The 26,339-nt window shown below is 73.6% G+C and carries 19 protein-coding genes, 1 tRNA gene and 2 pseudogenes; 10 read left to right on the top strand and 12 right to left on the bottom strand.

Annotated features, from left to right (window positions below; all coding sequences use genetic code 11):
- Positions 1 to 94 precede the first annotated feature (94 nt).
- The 3 genes from ACF1GV_RS07145 (at position 95) to ACF1GV_RS07135 (ending at position 3,773) form a co-directional block, all read left to right on the top strand.
- Positions 95 to 1,282, top strand: coding sequence for a thiolase family protein (locus ACF1GV_RS07145; protein ID WP_391678771.1), 1,188 nt, complete (start codon positions 95 to 97; stop codon positions 1,280 to 1,282).
- Between the two features lie 125 nt (positions 1,283 to 1,407).
- The gene (locus tag ACF1GV_RS07140) at positions 1,408 to 2,916 is read left to right on the top strand and encodes a long-chain fatty acid--CoA ligase (protein ID WP_391678769.1); all 1,509 of its coding nucleotides are present in this window, start codon (positions 1,408 to 1,410) and stop codon (positions 2,914 to 2,916) included.
- 83 nt (positions 2,917 to 2,999) lie between these two features.
- Entirely contained in the window at positions 3,000 to 3,773 is a 774-nt protein-coding gene (locus ACF1GV_RS07135; protein ID WP_391678767.1) for a sulfite exporter TauE/SafE family protein, read from the top strand.
- On the opposite strand, the gene ACF1GV_RS07130 is transcribed toward ACF1GV_RS07135, so the two are convergent.
- On the bottom strand, positions 3,770 to 6,067 hold the full coding sequence (locus tag ACF1GV_RS07130; RefSeq protein ID WP_391678765.1) for an ATP-binding protein: 2,298 nt from the start codon (positions 6,065 to 6,067) through the stop codon (positions 3,770 to 3,772). The two genes, ACF1GV_RS07135 and ACF1GV_RS07130, sit on opposite strands and share 4 nt — an antisense overlap.
- A gap of 233 nt (positions 6,068 to 6,300) precedes the next feature.
- Between ACF1GV_RS07130 and ACF1GV_RS07125 the strand changes: the two genes are divergently transcribed.
- Positions 6,301 to 7,029, top strand: a complete 729-nt coding sequence (locus ACF1GV_RS07125; RefSeq protein WP_391678762.1) for a DUF4232 domain-containing protein — start codon at positions 6,301 to 6,303, stop codon at positions 7,027 to 7,029.
- A gap of 204 nt (positions 7,030 to 7,233) precedes the next feature.
- A complete protein-coding gene (locus tag ACF1GV_RS07120) occupies positions 7,234 to 7,983 on the top strand; it encodes a cobalt-precorrin-6A reductase (protein ID WP_391678760.1) in 750 nt (249 codons plus the stop codon).
- A gap of 153 nt (positions 7,984 to 8,136) precedes the next feature.
- Here the strand turns inward: ACF1GV_RS07120 and ACF1GV_RS07115 are convergent.
- The 3 genes and pseudogenes from ACF1GV_RS07115 to ACF1GV_RS07105 all read right to left on the bottom strand — a co-directional run.
- Positions 8,137 to 8,553: pseudogene (locus ACF1GV_RS07115) on the bottom strand (hypothetical protein); the annotation flags it as partial.
- A 57-nt stretch (positions 8,554 to 8,610) separates the two neighbouring features.
- Positions 8,611 to 9,384 carry a precorrin-6A synthase (deacetylating) gene (cobF, locus tag ACF1GV_RS07110; RefSeq protein ID WP_391678757.1) on the bottom strand — a complete coding sequence of 258 codons (774 nt, stop codon included), beginning with the start codon at positions 9,382 to 9,384 and terminating at the stop codon, positions 8,611 to 8,613.
- A 48-nt stretch (positions 9,385 to 9,432) separates the two neighbouring features.
- Complete coding sequence (locus ACF1GV_RS07105) at positions 9,433 to 10,011, bottom strand: DUF309 domain-containing protein (RefSeq protein WP_391678755.1); 579 nt, start codon at positions 10,009 to 10,011, stop codon at positions 9,433 to 9,435.
- 104 nt (positions 10,012 to 10,115) lie between these two features.
- Between ACF1GV_RS07105 and ACF1GV_RS07100 the strand changes: the two genes are divergently transcribed.
- From ACF1GV_RS07100 to ACF1GV_RS07090, 3 genes and pseudogenes are all read left to right on the top strand, one after another.
- A tRNA-Pro gene (locus ACF1GV_RS07100) sits at positions 10,116 to 10,189 on the top strand.
- Between the two features lie 165 nt (positions 10,190 to 10,354).
- Positions 10,355 to 10,519 (top strand): annotated as a pseudogene (locus ACF1GV_RS07095) (hypothetical protein); the annotation flags it as partial.
- A gap of 287 nt (positions 10,520 to 10,806) precedes the next feature.
- Positions 10,807 to 11,409, top strand: a complete 603-nt coding sequence (locus ACF1GV_RS07090) for a GNAT family N-acetyltransferase (protein ID WP_391678752.1) — start codon at positions 10,807 to 10,809, stop codon at positions 11,407 to 11,409.
- A 36-nt stretch (positions 11,410 to 11,445) separates the two neighbouring features.
- Here the strand turns inward: ACF1GV_RS07090 and ACF1GV_RS07085 are convergent, their stop codons facing one another.
- Positions 11,446 to 12,177, bottom strand: coding sequence for a TetR/AcrR family transcriptional regulator (locus tag ACF1GV_RS07085; protein ID WP_391678749.1), 732 nt, complete (start codon positions 12,175 to 12,177; stop codon positions 11,446 to 11,448).
- Between the two features lie 126 nt (positions 12,178 to 12,303).
- Between ACF1GV_RS07085 and ACF1GV_RS07080 the strand changes: the two genes are divergently transcribed.
- Together ACF1GV_RS07080 and ACF1GV_RS07075 are read left to right on the top strand one after the other, a co-directional pair.
- Positions 12,304 to 13,326: a glycoside hydrolase family 113 gene (locus ACF1GV_RS07080; protein WP_391678746.1), complete on the top strand. Its 1,023-nt coding sequence runs from the start codon at positions 12,304 to 12,306 to the stop codon at positions 13,324 to 13,326.
- Positions 13,323 to 15,158 (top strand): glycoside hydrolase family 15 protein, encoded by a 1,836-nt coding sequence (locus ACF1GV_RS07075; RefSeq protein ID WP_391678743.1) that lies wholly within the window; start codon positions 13,323 to 13,325, stop codon positions 15,156 to 15,158. The genes ACF1GV_RS07080 and ACF1GV_RS07075 overlap by 4 nt, the downstream gene beginning before the upstream one ends.
- Here ACF1GV_RS07075 and ACF1GV_RS07070 read toward each other — a convergent pair.
- The 7 genes from ACF1GV_RS07070 to ACF1GV_RS07040 form a co-directional block, all read right to left on the bottom strand.
- Entirely contained in the window at positions 15,058 to 15,807 is a 750-nt protein-coding gene (locus tag ACF1GV_RS07070) for a class I SAM-dependent methyltransferase (RefSeq protein WP_391678740.1), read from the bottom strand. The two genes, ACF1GV_RS07075 and ACF1GV_RS07070, sit on opposite strands and share 101 nt — an antisense overlap.
- Before the next feature lie 10 nt (positions 15,808 to 15,817).
- A complete protein-coding gene (locus tag ACF1GV_RS07065) occupies positions 15,818 to 20,311 on the bottom strand; it encodes an aminotransferase class I/II-fold pyridoxal phosphate-dependent enzyme (RefSeq protein WP_391679598.1) in 4,494 nt (1,497 codons plus the stop codon).
- A 145-nt stretch (positions 20,312 to 20,456) separates the two neighbouring features.
- Entirely contained in the window at positions 20,457 to 21,515 is a 1,059-nt protein-coding gene (gene galE / locus ACF1GV_RS07060; RefSeq protein ID WP_391678737.1) for a UDP-glucose 4-epimerase GalE, read from the bottom strand.
- 130 nt (positions 21,516 to 21,645) lie between these two features.
- Positions 21,646 to 22,416 (bottom strand): GntR family transcriptional regulator, encoded by a 771-nt coding sequence (locus tag ACF1GV_RS07055; protein ID WP_391678734.1) that lies wholly within the window; start codon positions 22,414 to 22,416, stop codon positions 21,646 to 21,648.
- Between the two features lie 10 nt (positions 22,417 to 22,426).
- Positions 22,427 to 24,298 (bottom strand): 3D-(3,5/4)-trihydroxycyclohexane-1,2-dione acylhydrolase (decyclizing), encoded by a 1,872-nt coding sequence (iolD, locus tag ACF1GV_RS07050; protein WP_391678731.1) that lies wholly within the window; start codon positions 24,296 to 24,298, stop codon positions 22,427 to 22,429.
- Positions 24,295 to 25,188, bottom strand: a complete 894-nt coding sequence (gene iolB / locus ACF1GV_RS07045; RefSeq protein ID WP_391678728.1) for a 5-deoxy-glucuronate isomerase — start codon at positions 25,186 to 25,188, stop codon at positions 24,295 to 24,297. The genes iolD and iolB overlap by 4 nt, the downstream gene beginning before the upstream one ends.
- 81 nt (positions 25,189 to 25,269) lie before the next feature.
- The gene (locus ACF1GV_RS07040) at positions 25,270 to 26,148 is read right to left on the bottom strand and encodes a deoxyribose-phosphate aldolase (protein WP_391678726.1); all 879 of its coding nucleotides are present in this window, start codon (positions 26,146 to 26,148) and stop codon (positions 25,270 to 25,272) included.
- Positions 26,149 to 26,339: the final 191 nt, after the last annotated feature.

Here is a 26,339-nt window from a genome sequence, read left to right as displayed (position 1 = left end):
TTCCCAGGGAGCGGTCCCTCGGTCTATAGTCCAAAACTAGCAGTGCTAATTAAGAGCTCGCTGGTCCACAGCGCCGTCGGTCAGGAGTCCTTCCGTGCGTCCCGTCCACTTCGCGGCCGCCCGCCGCACCCCCATCGGCAAGCTGCGCGGCGCGCTGTCCTCCGTCCGCCCCGACGACCTCGCCGCCGCCGTGATCCGCGCCCTGGTCGCCGACGTGCCCGCACTCGATCCCGCCCGGATCGACGACGTCTACTGGGGCGCCGCCAACCAGGCCGGCGAGGACAACCGCAACGTCGCCCGCATGGCCGCCCTGCTCGCCGGCCTGCCCGAGACCGTGCCCGGCGCCACGGTCAACCGGCTGTGCGCCTCCGGCCTCGAAGCGGTCACCGCCGCCGCCCGCACGATCGCCGCGGGCGAGGCCGACCTCGTGATCGCGGGCGGCTCGGAGTCGATGAGCCGCGCCCCCTTCGTCCTGCCCCGCCCCGACGAGGCCCTGCCGCACCGCATGGAGACCTACGACACCCGGCTCGGCTGGCGGCTGGTGAACCCGGCGATGAAGGACCTGCACGGCCTGCTCGCCATGGGTGAGACCGCCGAGGAGGTCGCCGCCCGGTACGGCATCAGCCGGGAACAGCAGGACGAGTTCGCGCTGCGCAGCCACCAGCGCGCCGCCGAAGCGCGCAAGCTGGGCCACTTCGACGACGAACTCCTGCCCGTCGAGCGCCCGGACGGCACGGTCGTCGACACCGACGAGTGCATCCGCGAGGACACGTCCTACGACAAGCTCGCACGCCTCAAGCCCGTCTTCCGCTCCGGCGGCACGGTCACCGCGGGCAACGCCTCACCGATGAACGACGGCGCGGCGGGCCTGATCCTGGCCAGCGAGGAGGCCCTCAACGAGCTGGGCCTGGAGTCCATGGGCCAGTACGTCGCCGGCGGCTCCGCCGGGGTCCACCCCGACGTCATGGGCATCGGCCCGGTCCCGGCCACCCGCAAGGTGCTGGCCCGGGCCGGCTGGAGCATCGGCGAGGTGCAGGAGGCCGAGTTCAACGAGGCGTTCGCCGCCCAGGCCCTCGCCTGCGTCGACCAGCTCGGCATCGACCCCGACCTGGTCAACACGAGCGGCGGCGCCATCGCGCTGGGCCACCCGCTCGGCTGCTCCGGCGCCCGCATCCTGACCACCCTGCTGCACCGCATGCGCCGCACGGGCGCCGCGCGCGGCCTCGCCACGATGTGCGTGGGCGTGGGCCAGGGCAGCGCGGTGCTGGTCGAGAGGCACTGAGCACAGCGGCCCCGCTCGAGGGGCACCGAGCACAGCGCACGGCGGCTCCGCACCGAGGAGCCGAACGGGGGCTCCCCTGAAGGGGATCCGGTAACACGAGCCGCAAGGAATCGGAGCGACACTCCATGGCAACCCTCTCCCTGGCCGTCATCCTCGCCGAGAACGCCCGGCGCCGTCCGGAGAAGACCGCCCTGATCGAGGGCGAGCGGCGGCTGACCTTCGCCGAGGTGTGGCGGCAGGCGCTGGCGCAGGCCGGCGCGCTGGCCGGGCTGGGCGTCGCGCCGGGGGACCGCATCGCCCTGATGGCACCCAACACCGCCGAGTTCCCGCTCGCGTACTACGCCGTCGCCGCGGCCGGCGGGGTCGTCGTCCCCGTGCATCTGCTGCTCTCCGCGCCGGAGGTCGAGCACGTGCTGCGCGACAGCGGCGCCACCCTGCTGCTGGTCCACCCCGCGCAGGCGGAGACCGGGCGCGCCGCCGCCGAGGCCACCGGCGTGCGGGTCGTCACCCTCGGCGAGGAGTTCGACAAGCTGGCGGCGAACGCCGAGCCGCTCCGGTCGTACGTCACCCGCGCAGCCGACGACCCGGCGGTCGTCTTCTACACCAGCGGCACCACCGGCGTGCCCAAGGGCGCCGTGCTCAGCCACTTCAACCTGGTGATGAACGCGACCGTCAACGCCTTCGACGCCAACGACATCCGCCCCGACGACATCGCGCTCGGCGCGCTGCCGCTCTTCCACGCCTTCGGGCAGACGGTGTCGATGAACTCCACCTGGCGGGCGGGCGCCACCCTCGTCCTGCTGCCCCGCTTCGACGCGGCACGCGCGATCGAGCTGATGGTGGCGGAGAAGGTGAACACCTTCCACGGCGTGCCCACCATGTTCGTCTCGCTCGCCGCCGCGGCCGCCGCGGCGCCGGCCCTTCCGGAGCTGCGGGTGTGCATCTCCGGCGGCGCCTCGCTGCCCGTCGCCGTCCTGGAGCGGTTCGAGGCGGCGTTCGGGGCGCGGATCTACGAGGGGTACGGGCTGTCGGAGACCTCACCGACGGCGACGGTCAACCAGCCCTGCTTCGGCACGAAGGCCGGCACCATCGGGCACCCCCTGTGGGGCGTCGACGTGGAGATCGCCCGCGCCGAGGTCGAGGGCCGTGTCGAGCTGCTGCCGCCCGGCGAGCTGGGCGAGGTCGTCATCCGCGGCCACAACGTGTTCTCCGGCTACCTCGGCCGCCCCGAGGCGACCGCTCAGGCCGTGGTCGACGGCTGGTTCCGCACCGGCGACCTCGGCACCAAGGACGAGGACGGCTTCCTGAGGATCGTCGACCGGAAGAAGGACGTGATCATCCGCGGCGGCTACAACGTCTACCCGCGCGAGGTCGAGGAGGTCCTGATGCGTCACCCCGGCATCGCACAGGTCGCCGTGATCGGCCTGCCGGACGAGCTGCACGGCGAGGAGGTGTGCGCGGTCGTCGTCCCGGCGCCGGGCGCCTCCCGGGACGCCGCCGCGCTCACCGCGTGGTCCAAGGAACACCTGGGCCGGCACAAGTACCCGCGGCGGGTGGAGTTCGCCGACACGCTGCCCCTCGGCCCGAGCATGAAGGTGCTCAAGCGGGAGCTGCGCACGCAGTACGCCGGTTAGGGGCGAGCAGCCGAGTCGGGCGGGCCGCCTGACGAGACGGTCCTTCTGCGCACCGGTTGTCAGGACATAGCATCGGTGGCCGCATGGACACGATGACGCTGTGGCACATATCCGGCTGGGGGTTCGCCGCGCTCGCCTTCGCGGCGCTGCTCGTCGGCTTCTCGAAAACCGCCGTGAGCGGGGCGAACACGGTCAGCCTCGCGATCTTCGCGGCGGTCCTGCCCGCCCGCGCCTCCACCGGCGTACTGCTCCCGGTGCTGATCGCCGGGGACGTGCTCGCGGTGCTCACCTACCGGCGGCACGCCCACTGGCCCACGCTGTGGCGGCTGTTCCCGGCGGTCGCGGCGGGCGTGGTGGCCGGCACGCTGTTCCTGGTGTGGGCCGGTGACGGGGTCGTACGCGTCTCGATCGGGGTCATCCTGCTGGTCATGGCCGCGGTGACCGTGTGGCGCCGGCGCACGGCCGAACGGACGGCGGAGCCTGACGCGGTCACCACCCGCGCGGGCCGGATCAAGGCCCGCTCCTACGGCGTCCTCGGCGGCTTCACCACGATGGTCGCCAACGCCGGCGGCCCGGTGATGTCGATGTACCTGCTCTCGGCCGGCTTCCGCAAGCTGGGGTTCCTGGGCACGTCGGCGTTCTTCTTCCTCATCGTCAACGTCTCCAAGGTGCCCTTCAGCGCCGGTCTCGGGCTGATCGACGGCCGCTCGCTGCTCCTGGACGCGGCGCTGGCGGTGTTCGTGGTGCCCGGTGCGTTGTTCGGCAAGTGGGCCGTGAACAGGATCAACCAGAAACTCTTCGAGCAACTGGTCATCGCGGCCACCGTGGTGGGCGGTCTGCAGCTGCTCCTGCGTTAGACGGTTCCGGCGGTGGCTTCGTCGAGCGCGGCGAGTGCGGCGGCGGCCTCGACCTGGCGCGGGCTTCTCAGCGCGGCGAGGGCGTCGCGGGCGGTGCGCAACGTCTCCCGGGCCTCCGGGTGGCCCATGGCACCGAGGACCTGACCCAGGTCCAGCCGGGCCTGCTCAACCCACACCGGCATCTGCGCGGCCTCGAAGGCGGCGAGGGCCTGCCGCAGCGGCGCCTCGGCCTCGTCCCAGCGTTCCAGGGCCGCCAGGTCGTTGCCGATCTGCTGCCGGGCGACCGCGTGGTACAACCCGATCACTTCGTCCGTCCGGCCTGGGACCCCCGCGCGGCAGATCCGCTCGCTGCGGCGGTGGATGTCCAGCGCCTCGGCGGCCCGGCCGGTCTGGCGCAGCAGGGTGCCGAGGCTGTTGAGGATCGTCAGCTCGGCCAGCCGGCCCTGCGGTGACTCCTGGGAGGCGAGGCAGCGCGCCCCCTCACGCAGCCGTTCCTGGGCCTCCTCCGCGCGGCCCAGCCGGTGCAGTGCGCCGGCGCCGTAACCGAGTGCCCAGCCCTCCTGAAGCCCGTCCCCGCACTGGCGGGCCGCCACGAGCGCGGCGTCGGCGCTCGTCAGGGCGGCGTGCGGGTCGTGCACACAGAGGTTGTGGGCCCAGGCGAGGTAGTTGAGGTGAACCGCCTCCTGCCGTCTGCTGTCCAGCAGCCGGGCGCAGTCCGCGGAGCGCTGGAAGACCTCCACCCATTGCTCCCAGTGCTGGTTGAGATCGGAGAACCAGTGCATCGCCTCCGCCGTGTCCAGGACCTGCCGGTGGCGGCCCGTGTCATGGGCCCGGCGCAGTGCGGCGAGCCACTGGGCCCGCTCGGCCTCCAGCCAGGCCCGTGCCTCTTCCCGGCCGGTGGGCGCCGTGTCCGGGTCCGGGTCGTCCTGCGGCACGCTCCGTTCGTGGTCGACGTCGAAGTGCAGCGCGGCGGCGGTGGCCCGGCGCAGCATCCAGGACGCGGTCCGGTCGAGGGCGGCGTCGCGGACCTCGGGGCCGTCCTCGGCCTCCACCTGCTCGGCCGCGTAGAGCCTGAGCAGGTCGTGGAAGCGGTACCGCTCGGCGGCGGCATCGCTCTGCAGCAGTCCGGCGTCGGTCAGTTCCTCGGCGCAGGCGACCGCCTCGTCGTAGGAAAGGCCGGCCAGGACCGCGGCGGTCTCGGCGCTGAAGTCCGCTCCGGCGGCCAGCGCGGCGCGCCGCAGCAACGTCCTCGGTCCCGGCGGCAGTTGCCGATAGGAGAGCGCGAAGGCGGCACGCACCCGCAGGCTTCCGGCCTGCAGCCCGTCCAGCCGCCGGCCCTCGGCGGCGAGGCGGGCGACGAGCTTGCCGAGACGTTCGTGCGGCCGGCTGAGGAGCCGCTGGCCGGCGATCCGGACGGCCAGCGGCAGGTGCCCGCACAGGTCGGCGAGGTCACGTGCCGCCTGTGCCTCCGCCCGCACCCGGTCCGGGCCGATGATGCGGGTCAGCAGTTCCACCGCCTCCTCGCGCCGCAGCAGGGCCAGATCGGTGCGGTGGACGGACTCCAGACCGGCCAGGGCGTGGCGGCTGGTGACGATTGTCAGGGACGGACCGCTGCCCGGAAGCAACGGGCCGACCTGGGACTCGTCGGCCGCGTTGTCCAGCAGCAGGAGCATGCGCCGCTCGCCGGCCAGGGACCGCCACAGACCCGCACGGTCGTCGGTGCCGGCCGGTATCGCCGCGTCGGCGACCCCCATCGCGCCGAGCAGCCGGGCCAGCGCGTCGCGGGGGGTGGTCGGCTCGGTATCCATGCCGTGCAGGTCCAGGGCGTACTGCCCGTCCGGGAAGTACGGCGCGAGGCGGTGCGCGGCGTGCACCGCGAACGCGGTCTTGCCCAGACCCGGCTGCCCGGAGACCACAGTGACCGGCGGCAGGTCCGGATCGGCGTCCTCCGCCAGCTCCAGCAGCCGGGCCAGGGCCGGGCCGCGGGCGGTGAAGTCCCGGATGTCGCGGGGCAGGCCCAGGGTGCCGGGGCCCGCCGGACCGGCGGCCGTGCGGGGGCGCGGCCGGCCGAGCGAGGCGGACTTCTCCAGGCTCGCCGCCTCGTCACCGTCCAGTCCCAGCGCCTCGGCCAGCGCCCGCACCGTACGCCGCTGCGGCCCACGGGTGCGCCCGCGTTCCATGTCCGCCAGCGCCCTGACGCTCACCCCCGCCGCGTGGGACAGCGCCTCCTGGCTCAAAGCGGAACGGACTCGTAGGTGCCGCAACTGCTGCCCGAAGTCCCCCGTGGAAGGCATGCCGTCGCGCACCGTCGATGTCCCCGATCGTCCGGCCCGTCCGGTTGAGAGCCCCCGGCAGAAGTATGGCCGACGGTACTTCTGCCGGGAGAACCGCCTGGGCGACGCGGACCGGAAATGGTCGACTGAAGGCCGACGCGGAACGCCCTGTCCGGGCCCGCGCCGATCACCTTTCGCAGGAACCGCCGACGGCACCGCGCCGCGGCCCCGCACCACTCACGGGGGAACTTTCCATGAACACGCTGCGTCACCGCACCACGCTGCTCGCCGTCGCGGGCACGGCCCTCGCCGTGTCCCTCACCGCCTGCCAGAGCGACGCGGGCACCAAGTCCTCGTCGGCACCGACCACCTCGGCCACGGTGGCGTCGTCCCCGGCCGCCGGGGCGACGGTGAACGGAACCCGCACGTCCGGCACGACGGGATCGGCCGACTCGGCGCCCTCGGGCGGGTCGAAGGGCTCGGGCGGATCCAAGGGCTCGGCGGGGTCCGCCGACTCCTCCGCGGGTTCGGACGGCGCGACCGGCGAGCAGGCGACCGCCTCCACGCCCGTCTGCACCGCACGGGACGTCCGCGTCACCGCCGCCACCCAGGACGGCCCGCCCTACACCCACATCGTCCTCACGGCGAAGAACACCGCCGGGCACTCCTGCCGGCTGACGGGCTTCCCGCACATCCAGTTCCTGGAGAGCCACAAGCAGGACGTCCCGGCCGTCGCCAAGAGCAAGCCGGCCACGCCGGTCGTCCTCGCCGTGGGAGCCCCGGCCTACGCCCTGGTGAAGCTGTCGGACGGCGGGGTCGACGAGGACAACGAACCGGTGTCGGCGTTCTCCGTCATGCTGGACGGCGACTCCACGGTCATCGCCGTCACCGCGCCCGGCAGCGACGGCATCGCCGTCGATCCGGCCAAGGCCCTCACGGGCTACTGGACCCCCGAACTCCGCAACGGCGCGGACGACTTCTGAATCCCGCCGAAGGGGACGGCGGCCACCCCGGTGACGCGCTCACCCCGGCGTCGGCGCCACGGCGCCGGGCCCGCGCAGGGGTGAGCCGCGGCGGCCGATCGGTCCGCGACCGCCGATCCGCGACCGCCGGTCGGTCCGCGGCGGCCGCCTGCTCCACCCGGGCCGGTGACCTGCCCGGACCGGGCACCTCGTACCCTCGACGCCATGCCGACCCCGCACGTCCTCGTCCTCGGCGGCACCACCGAGGCCCGCCGTCTCGCCGCCGCCCTCGCGGAGCGGGCGGAGGTGCGGGTGACCACTTCGCTGGCCGGGCGGGTGACCCGGCCGGGGGCGGTCGACGGTGAGGTGCGCGTCGGGGGGTTCGGCGGTGCGGAGGGGCTCGCCGGGTGGCTGCGCGAGCAGCGGGTGAGCGCGGTCGTCGACGCCACCCATCCCTTCGCGGCCGGCATCACCGCGAACGCCGCCGAGGCCGCCGCGCTGACCGGCGTACCTCTGGTGGTGCTGCGCCGGCCGGGGTGGCGTCCGGCCCCGGGCGAGCGCCGGCACACCGTCGACTCCCTGGACGCGGCCGCGCGGGAGCTGCCCCGCCTCGGCCGCCGGGTGTTCCTGACCACGGGCCGCCTCGGCCTCGCCGCCTTCGCCCACCTGACGGACATCCACTTCGTCGTACGGTCCGTGGAGCCGCCCGAGCCTCCGCTGCCGCCGCGGCTCGACGTGATCCTGGCGCGGGGCCCGTTCACCGTGGCCGACGAGAGGGCGCTTCTGCGGGAACACCGCATCGACGTCCTGGTGACCAAGGACAGCGGGGGAGAGGCCACCGCGGCCAAACTGACAGCGGCCCGCGAGCTGGGCCTGCCGGTCGTGGTCGTACGCCGCCCGCCGCTGCCGGAGGGCGTCACGGCGGTGGCGGACGTGGCGGCGGTGCTGGAGCGGCTGGGGTTCAGCCGCAGGTGAGGGAGACGCGCAACGGTCGGTAACGCGTGGGACCACCCTGCGGCACTTGGCCGATGCGAAGGCACGCCACCGCCCGCTGCGGATGCGGGCCGCATCGCGGCGGCCGCCCGTACCGGCGCGGCGCCCCCGGCCGCCGTCGCCCGGGCGCCGACCCGTGAACACCGGGTCGGCGAACAGCCGCATCAAAAGCATCGGTTCCGCGGCCCGCGTCTCGACCAGACAGAACAGGGCGAGGGCGAGCGCGCCGCCGGCGAAACAGGCCGATGACGACGCCGGAGCCCCACGCGTACTCGTTGCCGCCCCAGCTGGTCGCCAGGATCAGTCCGGACGCGCCGACGGCGACGAGCGCGATGCCCGCATAGTCGATCACCGGCCGGGACGGCGACTTGACCATGCTCGGCGCCGCCCAGGTCCGAGACGATCGTCGGCAGCGCCGTAGCCCACGATGGTCCGGTCGAGGGCCTCGAGCAGCACGCCCAGCATGATCGTCACGAAGACGATGTTCCGGCGGCGTACGCGCAGCACCGGTGGCTGCGCGGCCGGCGGTGCCATGTCCTCGGCGGCTGTCACGAGGTCACGATCAACCGGCGGACCGCCCCCGCATGCCCGGTGGCCCCGGCGGGTGCGTCAGGCGTCCTTCGGGTTGCGGCGCAGCAGATACGTGTCCATGATCCACCCCTTGCGCTCGCGTGCCTCGGCCCGCAGCCGCTCGATGCGCGGCGCGGCCTCGGCGATCGGACCGGAGGCGAGAATCTCGTCCGGGGTGCCGAGGTAGGCGCCCCAGTAGATGTCGATGTCCTGGTCGGCGTACTGCCGGAAGGCCTGGTGCGCGTCCAGCATCACGACCACGTCGTCCACGCCGTCCGGGAAGCCTTCCGCCAGCCGCCGCCCGGTGGTGATCTGCACCGGCCGCGCGACCCGGTTCAGCCCCGTGCGGTGCCGGGCCACGAGCGAGGAGACGCTGCTGATGCCGGGCACGACGTCGTAGCCGAAGGCGACCGCGCCCCGCTCGAGCACCTCGTCCAGGATCGCGATCGTGCTGTCGTAGAGCGCCGGGTCGCCCCACACCAGGAACGCGCCGGTCTCCTCCTCGCCCAGCTCCTCGGCGATCAGTCGCTCGTAGATGCCGGCGCGGGCGCTGCGCCAGTCCCCGACGGCCGGGGAGTACGCGGCGCCGCCCGCGCGGCGGTCCCGCTCGGGGTCACGCGCCTCCACCACGCGGTAGCCGCCCTCGGGTACGTGCGCCTCGAGCATGTCCCGGCGCAGCTGGACCAGGTCGCTCTTCACCTCGCCCTTGTCGAGGACGAAGAACACGTCCGTGGCGCGCAGCGCCTTGACCGCCTGCAGGGTCAGCTGGTCGGGATCGCCGGCACCGATCCCGATGACATGAATCTTTCGCACGCCCCGAGTCTGCCGTACGCCACTGACAGTGACCGCACCGCCCGCCGGTCAGCGCAGCCGGGGCGCCCGCTCCCGGGCGTCCACGGGCCCGCCGCCGGCCTCCACCTCGGCGGCCAGCTCCCGCGCCCAGACGGCGAGAGAGCCCAGGTCCATGCCGTGCGGCCGGTCCTCACCGGTGTCCGCCGCCCACTCCTCGACGGCGCCCGCCCCGCGCCGCAGCAACCGCGCCCCGCCGGTGGCGTTCCCGCGCGCCGCGTGCGTGAGGCCCACCGCGAGCTGCGCGAGCCCCCGCCACAGCGTCCGCTCCCGCTGCGGCCCCGACTTCCACGCGTCCTCGAACACCTCGTGCGCGTGGAACGGCTTGCCCTCGTCCAGCAGCGCCTGCGCCTCGGTCACGGACTCCTGCGGGGTGCGCACCACCCCCTCCGGCTGCCGGTCCACGCCCGGGGCGCCGTACGGCAGGGGCCGGCCCAGCCCGTCCCGGGGTCGCGCGTTGCGCGCCCGCCCCTCGCCGTCCCGGTCCCGGGCGCCGTCGCCCTGGCGCGGGGGAGAGGCCCCGTCGCCGGGGCGCGGCGGTGAGGTGCCGTCGCCGGATGCCGTGCCGTCCGTGTCCGCGGTGCCTGCCATGCCTCGATTGTCCCGTGCCGGCCGTGCCCCCTTCGGCCCAGCCCCCGGTGTGGGGTAAAGTGCTGTTCGCGCGATCACGCGGGACACCCGCGTATCGGCGCGGCCGGGACGTGGCGCAGCTTGGTAGCGCACTTGACTGGGGGTCAAGGGGTCGCAGGTTCAAATCCTGTCGTCCCGACTTTGCGAAGTCGTAGGTGAAGGCCGTTTCGGAGTGATCCGGAACGGCCTTTCGCGTGTCCTGGCGCGGAGGGCGCCGGGGATCATCCCGCCACGCCACGCCACCCAGCGGGGTGGACGGGCAGCCGTACGCCCACCTCGGTGACCGGACGATCCCCTCGCGGGCGACGAGGTCCGCAAGGCCGGCTGCGAGCGCGTCTTCGCCTTCCCAGGCTTCGTCCCGGCCCGCATCCGTCCGCTGTTCGAGGAGGGCCTCGGTCCGTTGCGCTGGGCCGCCCTGTCCGGTGACCCGAAGGACACCGAGGCCACCGGCAGGGTCGCGATGGAGGTCGTGGAACGGATCTGCACCCGGGTCGCCGGAAGCGGCAAGCCGGCGCTGTGCGACATCGCCGAGCTGACCCCGGCGCTCGACGCGGACGACAGCACGGCCCGCGCCGGGGACCGGCTGATCCACACCGTGCTCACCGCGCGGAAGGGCGCGCCGTCCGGGACGTGACGACGCTCCGTCGACGGGCGGCGGACGGCTCGCCGTGGGGACCGTCCCCCAGGGGATCGGTCCCGCACGGCGTGATCGCGGATGCCGTTACCCTGAACGGTGGCCCCGACGGAAGGAGCGCGGTGATCCCCGCCCCCGCGCAAGCGACGGTTCTGACCTACCCCGAGGAGGCCGTCCCGACCGGCCTGCGGCGGCAGGTACGGGCACTGCAGGAGGACGCCTGGCCGTCCTCTGACGAAGCGTCGGCCGTGTCGCTCGCGCCGGTCCACGACCCCGCGCTGCGGCCGGTGTCCATGCTGCTCGTGGCCGGCGACACGGTACTGGCGGCCCTGGACGTGCTGACCAAGGAGATCCCCCATGCCGGGCGGCGCTGGGCGGTCGGCGGGCTGAGCACGGTGGTCACGCGGCCCGAGGCGCGCGGCCGGGGCCACGGCAGGCGCCTGGTGAGCACCGCGCGGGAGGCGATGGCCGGGCAGGGCCTGGAGGTGGGCCTGTTCACCTGCGACCGTCCGCTCCAGGCGTTCTACGAGAGCGCCGGCTGGCGGCGGCTGCCCGGCGCCGTCCTGGTCGGCGGGACGGCCGAGTCGCCCTTCCCCAGTGACTGGTCGGCCTTCGACAAGGTGACCATGGCCTGCTTCTTCACCCACGGCAGCCGCGCGGCGGAACCGGCCTTTCGGAACAGCCGTATCGCGCTGCACCCGGGCAGGATCGACAAGCTCTGGTGACGGGCCCGGCGTGGGTGCGCGGCCGTCGCGCCGGTCTCAGGGCGCGGTCGGCCCGCTGTCCGTGAAGCGGTCCAGGAGCGCGTCCAGGCCGGCCGCCAGTCCCTTCGTCCCGCCCCGTTCGGCGAGTGCCGGCGCGGTGCGGCGCAGGGTGGGCAGTTCCTGCGACGGCAGGCGGTGCAGGCCCAGCCGGAAGGCCGGGTCGGGCTCGTCGGGGTTGTCCACCATGGGATGCAGCTCGACCGAGACATAGCCGAGCAGCCAGGCGAGGCAGGCCTGGAACGCGGCGGCGGTCCCGGCCTCGTCCAGGCCGGCCTTCTCCAGCAGGGCGAGCACACGCTCATGGCTGCGGAGCACCGGCAGCGGCCTGCGGGCCATCGGCACGGCCAGCAGCCGGGTCGTCAGCAGCGGCACCGCGTGCGGGTGGGCCAGGCAGACGTCGTACAGCGTCCCGGCGAAGCGGTGCAGGTCCGCGCGCCAGTCGGGCGTGTCGTCCGTGGCCGGACCTTCGGCGTCCAGGCGTGCCTGCAACTCCAGGTGCATCGCCTCGACCAGGCCGTCCAGCAGGGCTTCCTTGCCCTCCGCATAGCGGTACAGGGCCATCGCCTCGACGCCGAGTTCCGCGCCCAGCCGCCGCATGCTCAGGGCGCCAAGGCCCTCGCGGTCGACCAGCTCCAGCGCGCTGGCCAGCACCCGCTCCCGGCTCAGCCGGCCGTAACGGCCCCGGTCGCTGGCGCGCCGCGCCGGGGTGGTGTCGGGGTTCTTCGCCATGGACCGCCCTCCTTCGTGACTTGACCTTACGTGGGGTCGGGGCCATCCTGTCTGTATACGTCGTAAACGTACACGATACGGATACGGTGGTCCCCGCGAACCGGCGAGGGCAGCGAGGTGACCGACATGCAGCTTCCCTTCCGTCACGGACACGTCGACGGGGAGGTCGTCCCGGCACCCGGGCCCCTGCCACGGCATCGCGGTTTCGCCCTGCCCAGCTACGCCCGCGACGGCTACGACGACCCCCGCGCCGCCGAGCACCTGCGCCGGATCGCACGGTCGGGCGCCAACTGGGTCCAGCTCACTCCCACGTGGTACCAGCCCGCCGCCACCTCGGACATCATCCGCCCCAGCCGCATCACCCCTACGGACGCAGGGGTCGCGCGGATGATCCGCCTGGCGCATGCGCACGGCCTGAACGCTCTGCTCAAACCCCACCTCGACCTCGACGACGCCGCGTACCGCGGCACCATCCGCCCCGCCCTGCCCGCTCGCTGGTTCGCCGCCTACGCGGAGTTCATCGCGCACTATGCGCGCCTCGCGGCCCGCTACGGCGCCGACGCGTTCACCGTGGGCACCGAACTCGCCGGCACGGTGGACGACCGCGCGCGCTGGCTCGCGCTCGTCGAGCGCACACGCGTCGTCTACGGCGGCTCGCTGCTCTACGCGGCGCGCCTGAAGGACTACGAGGATGTCGCCTTCTGGGACGCGGTCGATCTGATCGCTGTGGACGCCCGCTGGCCGCTGCCCACCGGGCCGCGCCGGGACGCGCAGGCGTTCATCGAGGCCTGGCGTCCCGTCTGCGGCGCGCTCGGGGAGTTCGCCGCCCGCACCGGCCGTTCGGTGCTGTTCGCGGAGGCCGGATACGCCGGCGTGCGCGGCGCGCCGACCGGCCCGGTCGCCCCCGACATGGCGGAACAGGCCGCCGGCTACGAGGCGTTGCTGCGCACCTTCACCGGCCTGCCCTGGTGGGCGGGCGTCCACTGGTGGGTCTGGGCACAGCTGCCGGCCCCGACGGACCGCGTCCGGTCACTGGACTGCTCCGCCCAGGGCAAGCGGGCCGAGCACGTGGTGGCCCGGTGGTGGGCCGGCCGCACGGAGGAGCCATACCTCGCCCAGGACGGGGCGGTGGGAGGCAGGACACCATGACGTCCATCGAGGACTACGCCCTGCTCGGAGACATGGGCACCGCGGCCATGGTCGGCCGCGACGGCTCCGTCGACTGGCTCTGTCTGCCCCGTTTCGACTCGCCGGCGTGCCTCGCCGCCCTGGTGGGGACACCCGACAACGGCTTCTGGCGCCTCGCCCCGGCCACCGGTGCCGGCACCTGCGCGGGGCGCTCCTACCGGCCCGACACGCTGGTGCTGGACACCTGGTGGCGCACCGCGACCGGCGTCGCGCGGGTCACGGACTTCATGCCGACCGGCTCGCCGCTGCCCTGCCTGGTGCGGATGGTGGAGGGCGTGGCGGGCGAGGTGTCCCTGCGCAGCGAGCTGCGGCTGCGCTTCCACCAGGGCCGGGTGGTGCCCTGGGTGCACGGCATCGACGGCTGCACCGTCGCCGTCGCGGGGCCGGACGCGGTGTGGCTGCGCATCGACGGCGACGGGCGGCTGTCAGGCGACGAGCACGCCACCGTTGCCGAGTTCACCGTCCCCGCCGGCCGGCGGATCGCCCTCGTCCTGGCGTGGGAGCCCTCGCATCACACCGAGCCGCCGCGGTCGCTCGCCGTTCCCGCCGAGACCCTGCTGAAGGAGACCACCGACTACTGGCGCGGCTGGGCCGGCCGCTGCCGCTACCAGGGCCCCTGGCGGGACGCCGTGGTGCGCTCCCTGATCACGCTGAAGGCCCTCACCTACGCCCCCACCGGTGGCGTCGTCGCCGCCCCCACCACCTCGCTGCCCGGCTGTATCGGCGGCGGGCGCAACTGGGACCAGCGCTACTGCTGGCTGCGCGACTCCACGCTGACCCTGTCCTGCCTGCTGCGCAGCGGTTACCGGGAGGAGGCGGTGGCCTGGCTGGACTGGCTGGTGCGCACCGTCGCCAGCGACCCCGCCGACCTGCAATCCGTCTACGGCGTGGGCGGCCAGCGGCTGCTGCGGGAGACCGAGGCGCCCTGGCTGAGCGGCTACGAGGGCTCGCAGCCCGTCAGGTTCGGGAACTGTGCCGACGGATCGTTCCAGCTCGACGTCTACGGCGAGGTGCTGGACACTCTCTACCAGTCCCTGCGGGTGGGGATTGCGATGCCGGCCCATGTGTGGGAGCTGGTCGACGCGCTGATGGGCTACCTGCTGCGGCACTGGCGCGAGCCCGACCAGGGCGTGTGGCAGGTGCGCGGGCCGCGCCGCCACTTCGTGCACTCCAAGGTCATGGCCTGGGTGGCCGCCGACCGGGCTGTGCGCATGGGAAAGCTGCTGGGCCGCAACGGCTCCTCCGCGCAGTGGTGGGCCATGCGGCAGGAGGTGCACCGGCAGGTCTGCCGGGACGGCTGGGACCCGCGACAGGGCTCCTTCGTGCAGTCCTACGGTTCCACCGCCCTGGACGCCACCGCCCTGCTCATGCCCCGGCTCGGCTTCCTGCCCGCGCAGGATCCGCGTGTCCGCAGCACGGTCCGTGCCCTGGGGGCCCTCGAGGAGGACGGCTTCCTGCACCGCTACGCACCCGGCGACGAAGGGGTGCACCCCGTGGACGGCATGGCCGGTCGTGAAGGAGCTTTCGTCTCCTGCTCCTTGTGGCATGCCGACACCCTCGCCGCGACCGGCCATGTCCTCAAGGCGCGTGAGACGTTCGAGCGTGTCCTCGCCGTCCGCAACGACGTGGGACTGCTCGCCGAGCAGTGGGACCCGGCCGCCGGCCGCCACCTGGGCAACGCCCCCATGGCCGTCAGCCACCTCGCGCTGGTCGAGACCGCGTTCGCCCTGTCAGCAGCACCATCCCGGTATCCCCGTACTCCGGCAGCGTCGGATCGGCGTCGATCCGTGTGACGTCCAGCTCCTCGGTCAGCGGTGCGAACACCCTGGTGACGCGCTCGGGGTCCACCGGGCAGCCCGGCCAGCGCGAGGTGGCCCCGATGCGGTAGGTGGGCAGGTTCTCCATGAAGGCTGCCACCAGGTGCCCGCCGGGCACCACACAGCGCACGAAGTGCCCGCAGAAGGCGGCGAACTCGTCGAAGGCCTCACTCGCCCCCTCCGCCACGAAGTGCATCGACGCCAGTTCGTACGTCCCGGGCGGCAGCGCCCGCACATCACCGTGCACCACCCGCACCCGGGCCAGCGCGGCCGGCGGCGACGCCGCGATCCGCGGGTCGAGCTGCCGGCACAGCGAGTGGAAGGGGCGCCAGCTGTCGTCCGGACCGGTGGCCAACTGCCGCCGCAGATAGGCGACGTTGGCGGCGCCCGCCTCGACCGCGTCGATCCCGGCGCTGACCGCGGAGGCCAGCAGCAGCGGGTAGAGGTTCGGACCGGCACCGAACTCCACCGTGCGGGCCAGGCCCCCGGCGGGCAGGGTTCGGTAGTACGCGGCGTGGTGGGCGATGACCGCGGCGTCACACGGATGCAGTTGGCGGTAGTTCTCGGTGAGGTAGTCCTCGACGGGCCAGCCGTCCCAGTTCACGTCGTCGTTGCGGATCGACATCGGCGCCGCCTCAGCCGCGGTGCCGCAGTGCGCCCCGCGCGTCCAGCCCGGTCAGCGCCTCGCCGAGCCGGTCGATGTCGTCGTCGGAGTTCAGCGCCGTGACCTGGACACGGAAGCCGACCTGCTGGCGCGGCACCAGCGGATACGCCGCGAGAGTCACGTAGACGCCGTGGTCCCACAGGAAGTCGGCGACCGCCTCCAGTTCGGCCGCGTCCGCCAGCGGGATCTCCACGATGGGCAGCTCGCCCTCGCACGGCGTGTCCAGGTCCAGCGCGTGCACCAGGTCGAGCACCCGTACCGTCTTGCGGTGCAGATCGGCGCGGATGGCGTCCCCACGGCGCTCGTTGACCTCCAGACCGGCCAGGGCGGTCGCCAGCGAGGCGGTGGGGGAGGGGCCGGAGAACAGGTAGGGGGCGGCCGCGATCTTCAGATGGTCCTTCAGCGCGCTCGGCAGCGCCAGGAAGGCCAGCAGCGACGAGTACGCCTTGGAGAACCCGCCCACCAGCACGATCCCGTCGTAGGACGTACCGGTGTGCCGGACCACGCCGTTGCCGCGCGAGCCGTACGGGCACGGCTCGGTCGGCGAGCGCTCGCCGATGACACCGAAGCCGTGCGTGTCGTCGATGTACAGCGTGGCGCCGCGCCCCCGGCAGATCCCGGCGAGCACCGGCAGATCGAACACGTTGCCGCTCATGCTGTTCACGCCGTCCATGCACACCAGGCGCGGGGTGCCGGACGGCGCGTCCCGCAGCAGCGCGTCCAGTTGCTCCGGCCGGTCCGCGTGGAACCGGTGCAGTCTCGCACCCTGACCGCGGGCCGACACGCACCCCTCGTACACCGTGCGGTGGGCGGTGGCCTCCACGAACACATCCCCCTGCTCGGCCAGGAGCGGGATCACCGCGTGGTGGATGAGGGTGGCCGTCGGCAGCAGCAGGGTGTCCTCGGCGCCGAGCAGCGCGGTGAGCCGCTCCTCGATGTCCGGGTACAGCCGGGGGCTGCCCAGCAGACGCGACCAGCTCGGGTGGGTGCCCCAGTCCCGCACGGTCGGGCCGATCGCCTCGATGATGTCCGGATCCTGGTCGAAGCCGAGGTAGTTGCAGGACGCGAAATCGATCAGCCAGTGTTCGCCGCAGCGGATGTGCCGGCCGCGCACCTCGTCCAGTACGGCGTCACTCATCCGACTCGTGTGGCGCAGATGATCGAGGTCCGCCCAGCGGGGGTCGCGCCGGACCGGCGCCAGGTGGGCGGGCGTTCCGTCCATGGTGCGGTGTCCCCTCTCGAGGGTTGTCCCGCTGCCCGGGGAGGCGGTCGTCGCAGGCGTGCTCGCCGGGGGCGCCGGGACCTGAGAGGTCTCCCCGGCGGCCGCTGCGAGACCCGCCCGTGCCGCCCGGGCGCCCTCGGCCGGGCCCGGGCGCCGTGCCGTGATCACGGGCGCCGTCCGCCGCAGCAAGGCCTCCCCCTCGTCCAGCGGCATCGGGGGCGCGAACAGGTAGCCCTGCCCGAACCGGCAGCCCATGTCGGCCAGCAGCTCCCGCTGTGCCTGCTGCTCGATGCCCTCCGCGATCACTGTCAGGCCGAGGGTGTCGGCGATCCGGACGATCCCCTCGACGAGCGCCACCTGCCGTGGGTCGCGCGGCAGGTCGTCGATGAACGTCTTGTCTATCTTCAGTACGTCGAGGGGGAACTCCCGCAGATAACGCAGCGAGGAGAACCCGGTGCCGAAGTCGTCCACCGCGATGCGCACCCCGAGGCCCCTTACCCCGCCGATCGCGGAGTCGATCTGCTCGTCCCGCTGCATCAGCACGGACTCGGTGAGCTCCAGCTGCAGGGAGCGCGCGTCGAGAGCCGCCGTGTCCAGCGCCTGGCTCACCGCCCCCACGAACCCGGGGTCGCGCCACTGCCGGCTGGAGACGTTGACGCTGACGTACGGCGGCGCGGCGGGCCGGACGCGGCGCTGCAGCCGGGCGATGTCGGAGACGGCGCTGCGCAGCACCCAGGCGCCCAGCGGCGCTATCTGGCCGGTCTCCTCGGCGAGCGGGATGAACTGGTCGGGCGGTACCAGGCCGCCCGGCGCGTGCGGCCAGCGGACCAGCGCCTCGAAACCGACCACCGGCGGCAGCGACTCCGCGAGGTCGACGACGGGCTGGTAGCACAGCGAGAAACGTTCCTGTGCGATCGCGTCGTCGAGATGGGCGAGCAGATCGTGCCGCTGCGCCACCTGCACCCGCAGCTGGGGGAGAAAGCGGCGCCATTGGCGTTTACCTGCCGCCTTGGCCGCATAGAGCGCCATGTCGGCCAGGGCCAGCAGTTCCTCGGCGTCGGAGCTGTCGAGCGCGGTGGCCAAGCCCACGCTGGCGGAGGCGGTGACCGCCTCGTCGCCCAGATGGAAGGGGCGGCTGAAGGCCTGGATCAGCTGGGCGGCGAGCAGCTCGGCGTCCAGCGGCTGCCGGGCGTCCTCCATCAGCACCGCGAACTCGTCCCCGCCGAGCCGAGCCGCCGTGTCGGTACGCCGCAGGGTGTGCGCCAGCCGCTCGCCCACGGCCTTCAGCAGCCGGTCGCCGGTGGAGTGCCCCAGGGTGTCGTTGACGGTCTTGAAGTCGTCGAGGTCCAGGAAGAGCACGCAGGTCAGCGTGGACTCCCGGCGGCCGCGCAGCAGGGCGCGGGCGGTCCGCTCCAGCAGCAGCGTGCGGTTGGGCAGACCCGTCAGCGGGTCGTGGAAGGCCCGCTGGGTCAGCTCCTCCTCCAGCTGCCGCTGTTGCGTCACGTCCCGCAGGGTGACCACCACGCCGCCCACGGTGGTGTCCTGCCGGAGGTCGCTGCAGCGCACCTCCACCTCGACGCGGCCGTCACCGCGCAGCACCCACCAGTGGTCGTGCGCTTCGTGGCGCCCGTACCTGCCCAGCAACCCCAGGGTGCGGTCCACCCCGTCCCGGTCGCCGGGCGTCACCAGGTCCCGCAGCGCCGTCCCGGCCAGCTCGCTGCGGCCGAACACCGCCCGGGCCGAGGGGCTGGCGTACCGCACGGTGGTGTCCTCGTCGACGATGAGGATGACGTCCGAGGTGTTGCGCACCAGCGTCCGGAAGTACGCCTCGCTCTCCTTGCGCACGATCTCCTGCCGCAGCCTCACGCGCTCCATGGCGAGGCCCGCGTGCGAGGCGAGGATCTCCAGGGAACCGCGCACCTCATTCAGCCGTCGCTCCGGACCGGCCGCCACCAGCGCGCCCGCCGGCTCGGGGCCTTCGGCGGCGCCGGGCGCCGCCGTCGGGCACACCAGCGCACGGGGCAGCCCGTTGAGCCGGGTGGCGAACCGTGGGTCGAGCCGTTCCACGGGCACGGCGAGCGAGCGCTGCGACGGCTCGGTCCGACCGGCGCGGGCGCGCGGGCCGTCGAGGGAGGCGTACAGCTCCGCGGCCTGCTGCGTGGTGAGCAGCAGCGAGCGGTGCGGTGTCTCAGGCCCGAACAGGCTGCCGACCGCCCGCGTGCACGCCGCCGCGATCTCCTGCGGGGTCATGGCGGCCACCAGCGTGACGGTCGCCGTGCGCAGGGTCTGCTCCCGGGCCAGAGCCTTGCGGTGGGCGACGACCATGACCGTGAGCCGGAAGATCACCAGCAGGAACATCAGCGTCGAGAAGACGGCCAGTGCCGTCGCGTCGTGCACCCGGCCCATCCGCTCCTCCACCAGGAGCAGAGCCGGGGCGATCAGCGTGGCGGCGGTGAGCAGGACCAGACGGTGCCACCGCAGGAGCAGCGACTGCGGCGGAGGCTCTGCGGCGGTGAGCTCGGCCATGGAGGGGTGCAGCCCGGCCAGGCCCCAGGCCGTGTAGAAGATGACCCATCCCGAGTCCAGGGCCGTGCCCGCCTGCCAGGTGCCGTTGAGCTGGAGGAAGCCGTAAGTGATGTCGAAGCACAGCAGGGTGACGGTGCCCAGCACCAGCAGCTGCACCGCCCGGTTGGGGACGCCCCTCGGCACGAGCAGCCGGGCCAGCATTCCGAGGACCAGCAGGTCCCCTAGCGGGTAGGCGACGCTGATCGCCCGTTGCTGCCAGGTCAGCTGATCCTGGCCGGCCAGCGGCTGCACCAGGTACACCCAGACCGGCACGGCGACCCCCGCGGTGACGATCATCGAGTCGAGCAGGCTCGGCAGGTCGCGGCCCACCCAGCGGTGCCGGACCAGCCCGAACAGCCCCGCAGCCAGCAGCGGGTAGACGGCGAGATAGCAGGCGTCGGCGGGGGAGGGGAACGGGTTGGAGGCGTGGAAGTACTGCTCCGAGGCGTTGTAGTACGTGTCGCCGGCCGCGAAGGCCAGCAGCCCGGCCGCGAGCGCCAGCCACGGCCAGCGCACGGCGGGCCGGTTGCGCCGGACTCCGGCGAGGACGGCCAGCACACCACCCAGCCCGATCAGCGCCCACAGCGGGGTCCGCAGGGCGGGGACGAGCAGGTAGACGCAGGCGGCGGCCAGGATGGTCGCGAGATAAGCGGCCGGCAGCCGGCGGGTCGGCAGCACTGGCAAGCGCCTCCCAACGCGGAGGACACCGAGCTGCGGTCAAAGCGTCAACCTCGAGAAAGCATCTGAATACCGATCCTAGGCACGCCAGGCTCCGAGGCGCATCTTCGGCGCCGGCCCCAGGCCGAGTCCGCGGCGCCGGTGCTCACTCTTCCCCGGGCCCGGAAGGGCGGACGAAGTCGCCGTAACCGACCTGCCGGAGCCGCTGGTAGCGCCAGGCGTCACGGCACACGTCGTCCAGGCCGCGACTCGGGCTCCAGTCCCAGGCCCGGCCGATCGCCCCGGCGTCCGCGACCCGCCGCGCCGCGTCACCGGGCCGGGGCGGGACCACCTCGTACGGCAGCGCACGCCCGCACACCCGGGAGAACGCGGCGACGACCTCGAGCACCGAGACGCCCCGTCCGCTGCCCAGGTTGTACACGTGCAGCCCCGGCGCGTCGGCGAGATGGTTCAGCGCCAGCCGGTGCGCCTCGACGGTGTCCAGCACGTGCATGTAGTCGCGGACCGCCGTGCCGTCTGACGTGGGGTAGTCACCGCCGTACACCCGTACTCGCCGGCGCCGGCCCGCGGCGACCTGGGCCACCGACGGCAGCAGGGAGTCGTGCGTGCCGGGACCGCCCCCGCCCAGCAGCCCGCTCGGATGTGCCCCGGCCGGTGTGAAGTGGCGCAGGCACACCACCGTGTACTCCGGCCGGCGCAGGCAGACGTCGGCGAGAAGTTGTTCGCAGGCCCACTTGGAGGCCGCGAAGGGGTCCTCCGGGCGGATCGGGTCGCTCTCGGTGTGCGTGCCCTGCTCGGTGGGCGCGTAGAGGGCACAGGTGGAGGAGAACACCAGGTGGCGCACCCCGTGTTCGTGCATCGAGCGCAGCAGCGTGGTGGTGCCGCCGAGGTTGGCGTCGTAGTACTCCACCGGCCTGGTCAGCGAGGTCCGGGCCGAGGTCAGGGCGGCGAAGTGCACCACCGCGTCGATCGGGTGCCGGGCGAACACCGCCGACAGCGCGCGGCGGTCGCGGATGTCCAGCTCGTACACGGCGCCGACGAACCGGCCCGCGAGCTGCTCGACGCGGGCCAGGACCTGCCTCAGGGCGGGGGACCGGTTGTCGACCACGATCACTTCGTAGCCGTGATCGAGCAGGTCGACGCAGGTATGGCTGCCGAGGAAACCGGCCCCGCCGGTGACCAGGATCGTGGACGGTGCGCTCATGGACCTGGGCTCCTTCGCGCACGACATGGTGTACGTTTACGACGTATACCCGACTCTGCTCCGCCTGCGGCGCCCCGTCAAGTGCCCCGCCTGGCCAGCACTGGCCCCCTCCCGGGCCGCCACGGCTCCCCTAGGTCCGTACCAGCAACTGGAAGTCGAACGAGTAGCGCGACGCGCGGTAGATGTGGGTGCCGTGTTCCACCGCGCGGCCCGTATCGTCGTAGGCCGTGCGCTGCATGGTGAGGAGCGCGGCGTCCTGCTGCTCGTCCAGACGGGACGCCTCCTCGGCCGTCGCGCAGCGGGCGCCGACGCGTTGCCGGGCGCTGTGCAGGGTGATGCCGGCCGCGCGCATCAGCCGGTACAGGCCCGTCGTCTCGAGCCGGGCCGTGTCGAGATCGAGCAGTGCCGCCGGCAGGTGGTTGCACAGCAGGGCCACCGGCCTGCCGTGCGTGAGCCGCAGCCGCTCCAGCACGATCACCTCCTCGCCCTCGCCGATCCCCAGCGCGGCGGCCACCTCCGCGCTCGCCGGCCCCCGCTCGTGGCGCACGACCCGCGTCGACGGTCCCTGCCCGGCCGCCTCCAGGTCGTCGTACAGGCTGCTGAGTTCCAGCGGGCGCCGGACCTGGCGGTGCACCACCTGGGTGCCCACCCCGCGGCGCCGCACCAGCAGGCCCTTGTCGACGAGGGACTGGATCGCCTGGCGGACCGTCGGGCGGGACAGGCCGAGCCGGGTGGACAGGCCGACCTCGTTGCCGAGCAGGCTGCCCGGGACCAGCACGCCGCGGCCGATGGCCGCCTCCAGCTGCTGGGCCAGCTGGTGGTAGAGCGGAACCGGACTGGCCCGGTCCAGGGCGAAGTCCACCGCGTCCGTGCCAGGCCCCGCGGTGCGGGACGGCGTCATGGCTCCCCCCTCACAGGTGGCGGCGGCGGTCCGCCACCCGCTGCTCGTAGCGCGCGCGGGCGGCGACCGCGGCATCACGGCCCGCCACCTCGGCGACCGGCACGTCCCACCAGGCCTCGGCGCCGGGCGCGGTCGGCGCCGGGTTCGTCTCGACGTACACGCAGGTCGGCCGGTCCGCGGAGCGTGCGGCGGCCAGCGCCTCGCGCAGCTCGGCCACCGTCTTGGCGCGCAGCACCTCCATGCCGAGGCTGGCCGCGTTCGCCGCGAGGTCGACCGGCAGCGGCGGCCCGGTGAACGTGCCGTCGGCGGCCCGGTGGCGGTAGGCGGTGCCGAAGCGTTCGCCGCCGGTCTCCTCCGACAGACCGCCGATGGAGGCGTAGCCGTGGTTCTGGATCAGCACCAGCTTGACCGGCAGCCCCTCCTGGACGGCGGTGACGATCTCCGTCGGCATCATCAGATACGTCCCGTCGCCCACCAGCGCCCACACCACCGTGTCCGGCGCGGCCTGCTGCACACCGATCGAGGCCGGGATCTCGTAGCCCATGCAGGAGTAGCCGTACTCCAGGTGGTACTGGCGCGGGCTGCGCGCCCGCCACAGCTTGTGCAGGTCGCCGGGGAGCGAACCGGCCGCGTTGATCACCACGTCCGTGTCGCCGACGACGCCGTCCAGGGCGCCGAGCACCTGCGTCTGCGTCGGCACTGCGCTGTCGTCCGCCGCGCGGAACGCGCCGTCCACGACCCGCTCCCAGCGTTCTTTGCCCTCCCGGTACTCCGCCTCGTACGCCGCGTCGACGCGGTGCCCGGCGAGCGCCGCCGTCAGCCGCTCCAGACCGCTGCGCGCGTCGCAGACCAGCGTGCGCGCCGCGAGCTTGTGCGCGTCGAAGGCGGTGATGTTGAGGTTCACGAACCGCACGCCGGGATCGCGGAAGAGGGTCCCGGAGGCGGTGGTGAAGTCCGAGTAGCGGGTGCCGACGCCGATCACCAGGTCGGCGGTGCGGGCGAGGTCGTCGCACACGGCCGTGCCGGTGTGGCCGATGCCGCCCACGTCGGCCGGGTGGTCGTAACGCAGCGAGCCCTTGCCGGCCTGTGTGGAGGCGACCGGGATGCCGGTGGCGTCCACCAGCGCGCGCAGCGCCTCCTCGGCCTCGCTGTGGTGGACGCCGCCGCCCGCGACGATCAGTGGGCGGGACGCGGCCCGGATCTCCCGGACGGCCTCGGTGAGTTCGACGGGGTCCGGCGCAGGCCGCCGTACGAACCACACGCGCTCGGCGAAGAACTCCACCGGCCAGTCGTACGCCTCCGCCTGCACGTCCTGCGGCAGGGCCAGCGTCACGGCCCCGGTCTCGGCCGGGTCGGTCAGCACCCGCGCGGCCTGCAGCGCGCTCACCAGGAGGGCTTCGGGGCGGGTGATCCGGTCGAAGTAGCGGGAGACCGGTCGCAGAGCGTCGTTCACCGACACATCCGCCTCCACCGGGTGTTCCAGCTGCTGGAGCAGTGGGTCGGCGGGGTGCGCGGCGAAGTAGTCGCCGGGCAGCAGCAGGACCGGCAGGCGGTTGATGGTGGCCAGGGCGGCGCCGGTGACCAGATTGGTGGCGCCCGGGCCGATCGACGTCGTCACCGCCATGGCGGACAGCCGGTTCAGATGGCGGGCCCGGCCGACGGCCGCGTGCACCATGGCCTGCTCGTTGCGGCCCTGGTGGTACGGCATGACGTCCGCGTACTCGACGAGTGCCTGGCCGATCCCTGCGACGTTGCCGTGACCGAAGATCCCCCAGGTGCCGGCGATCAGCCTGCGGCGCACGCCGTCGCGTTCGGTGTACTGGGCGGCGAGGAACCGCACCAGGGCCTGGGCGGTGGTCAGACGGAGGGTGCGGGCGCTCATCGGGACGTCTCCGGGGCGGTGTAGAGGGGCAGTCGGGGGTCGACGGGCTGTGCGGGCCAGGTGTCGCGGATCCAGGCGTGGTCGGGGTGGTCGCAGATCAGCCAGGACCGCTCGGCCTCGGGGCCCGCCATGACGTTGAGGTAGTACATGTGGTGGCCCGGCACCGCCATGGACGGCCCGTGCCAGCCGTCGGGGATGAGGACGACGTCGCCGTCGCGGACCTCGGCCAGCACGTCCGTTCTGCGGCCCCGCCCGGAGGGCGAGACCCGCTGGTAGCCGAGGCCGGGTGTGGCGGCGTGGGCGGCGAACTCGAAGTAGTAGATCTCCTCCAGCACCGACTCCTCGCCCGGACGGTGCTCGTCGTGCTTGTGCGGTGGGAAGGAGGACCAGTTGCCGCCGGGCGTGAGTACCTCGACCGCGATGAGCTTGTCGCAGTCGAAGACGCCGGCCGCCGCGAAGTTGTTGACCTGGCGCGAGCAGTTCCCGCTGCCGCGCAGCTCGACCGGTACGGAGGCGGCGGGCCCGTAGCGGGCGGGCAGCCGGCGGGCGCAGCGGGCGCCGGTCAGCGCGAAGCGGCCGCCGGCGGCGGAGGTCACGGTGGCGCGGGCGTCACGCGGGGCGTAGGCGAAGTCGCTGACCCCGCTGAAGACGTCCGCCCGGCCCGCCAGCTCGAAGGTGTGGTGACCGAAGTCGTCGGCCACGGCGACCGTGCAGGAGCCGCCGAGCGGCAGCACGATCCACTCGCTGTCACCGGTGTCGAAGGTGTGCGATCCGGCGGCGGGAAGCTCCAGCACCCGCAGGGCGGAGTACCCCCAGCCGGCCTCCTTGGGACCGATGTCGACGGCGTAGGGCCCGGCGGCCGCCTTGCCCGCGGGCAGGTGGTACGTCATGAACTCCTCCGTTTCACAGCACGCGCCGTACAGCGGACCTCTGACGGCACGCCCGTACAGCAGACCTTCCCCGGCGGGGCCTCACAGCAGTCCGACGGCCGTGTCGACCGCCTCCTCCACACTGCCCGCGGCCGGGTAGAGCAGCGAGCGGCCCACGACCAGGCCGTGGACGGTGGGCAGTCCGAGCGCCTTGCGCCAGCGTTCGTAAGCGGCGTCCTGGTCGTCCCCGACGTCACCGCCGAGCAGCACGGCGGGCAGGGTCGAGGCCTGCAGCACCTCGCCCATGTCGTCGGGGTCGTCGGTGACGGGCAGCTTGAGCCAGGTGTACGCGGAGGTGCCGCCGAGGCCGGAGGCGATGGCGATGGAGCGGGTGACGGCCGGCGCGGACAGGTCGTTGCGGACCCGGCCGGCCACGCGGCGCGTGAGGAACGGCTCGACGAACACCGGCAGCCGCAGGGCCGCCATCTCGTCGATGGTGCGGGCGGTGGCTTCCAGCGTGGTGAGCGAGCCGGGGTCGTCGTAGTCGATGCGCAGCAGCAGCTTGCCCGCGTCGAAGCGCAGCCGGGCGAGGTCGGCGGCGCGGTGCCCGGTGAACCGGTCGTCCATCTCGAAGGCGGCGCCAGCGAGCCCCCCGCGGTTCATCGAGCCCATCACAACCTTGCCGTCCAGCACGCCGAGCAGCAGCAGGTCCTCCAGGATGTCGGCGGTGGCGAGCACCCCGTCGACCCCGGGCCGGGTCAGCGCCGTACACAGCCGCTCCAGCAGTTCGGCCCGGTTGGCCATGGCCAGGTGCCGGTCGCCGACGGCGAGCGCACCGCGGGCCGGGTGGTCGGCGGCGACGATCATCAGCCGCCCGGAGCCGTTCAGCAGCGGCCGCCGGACGCGGCGGGCGGCGGCCTCGGCGACGGCCTCCGGGTGCCGCGCGCGAACTGCGGCGAGGTCGGGGATGCTGAGAGTCAAGACGTCGCTCCGTTTCCGCGTCAGGGCTACGCCCGCGCCCCTGGGGTAGGGATCGACCACGTACCGGCGGGCCTGCCGCCTCCCAGGTGTAGGTGGCCGAAGCCGACGCTGTCAATGCTTTGTACTTACATTCGGACCTGCTCGTGAAATGATGTCTTAACAAAGTATTGACAGCGGACGCCGCAGCGACT

Origin of the sequence: Streptomyces sp. NPDC014006 (assembly GCF_043088925.1) — a bacterium.
Classification (GTDB): domain Bacteria; phylum Actinomycetota; class Actinomycetes; order Streptomycetales; family Streptomycetaceae; genus Streptomyces.
The sequence above is the reverse complement of the archived record's forward strand: the minus strand, read 5'-3'. Positions and strand labels throughout refer to the sequence as shown.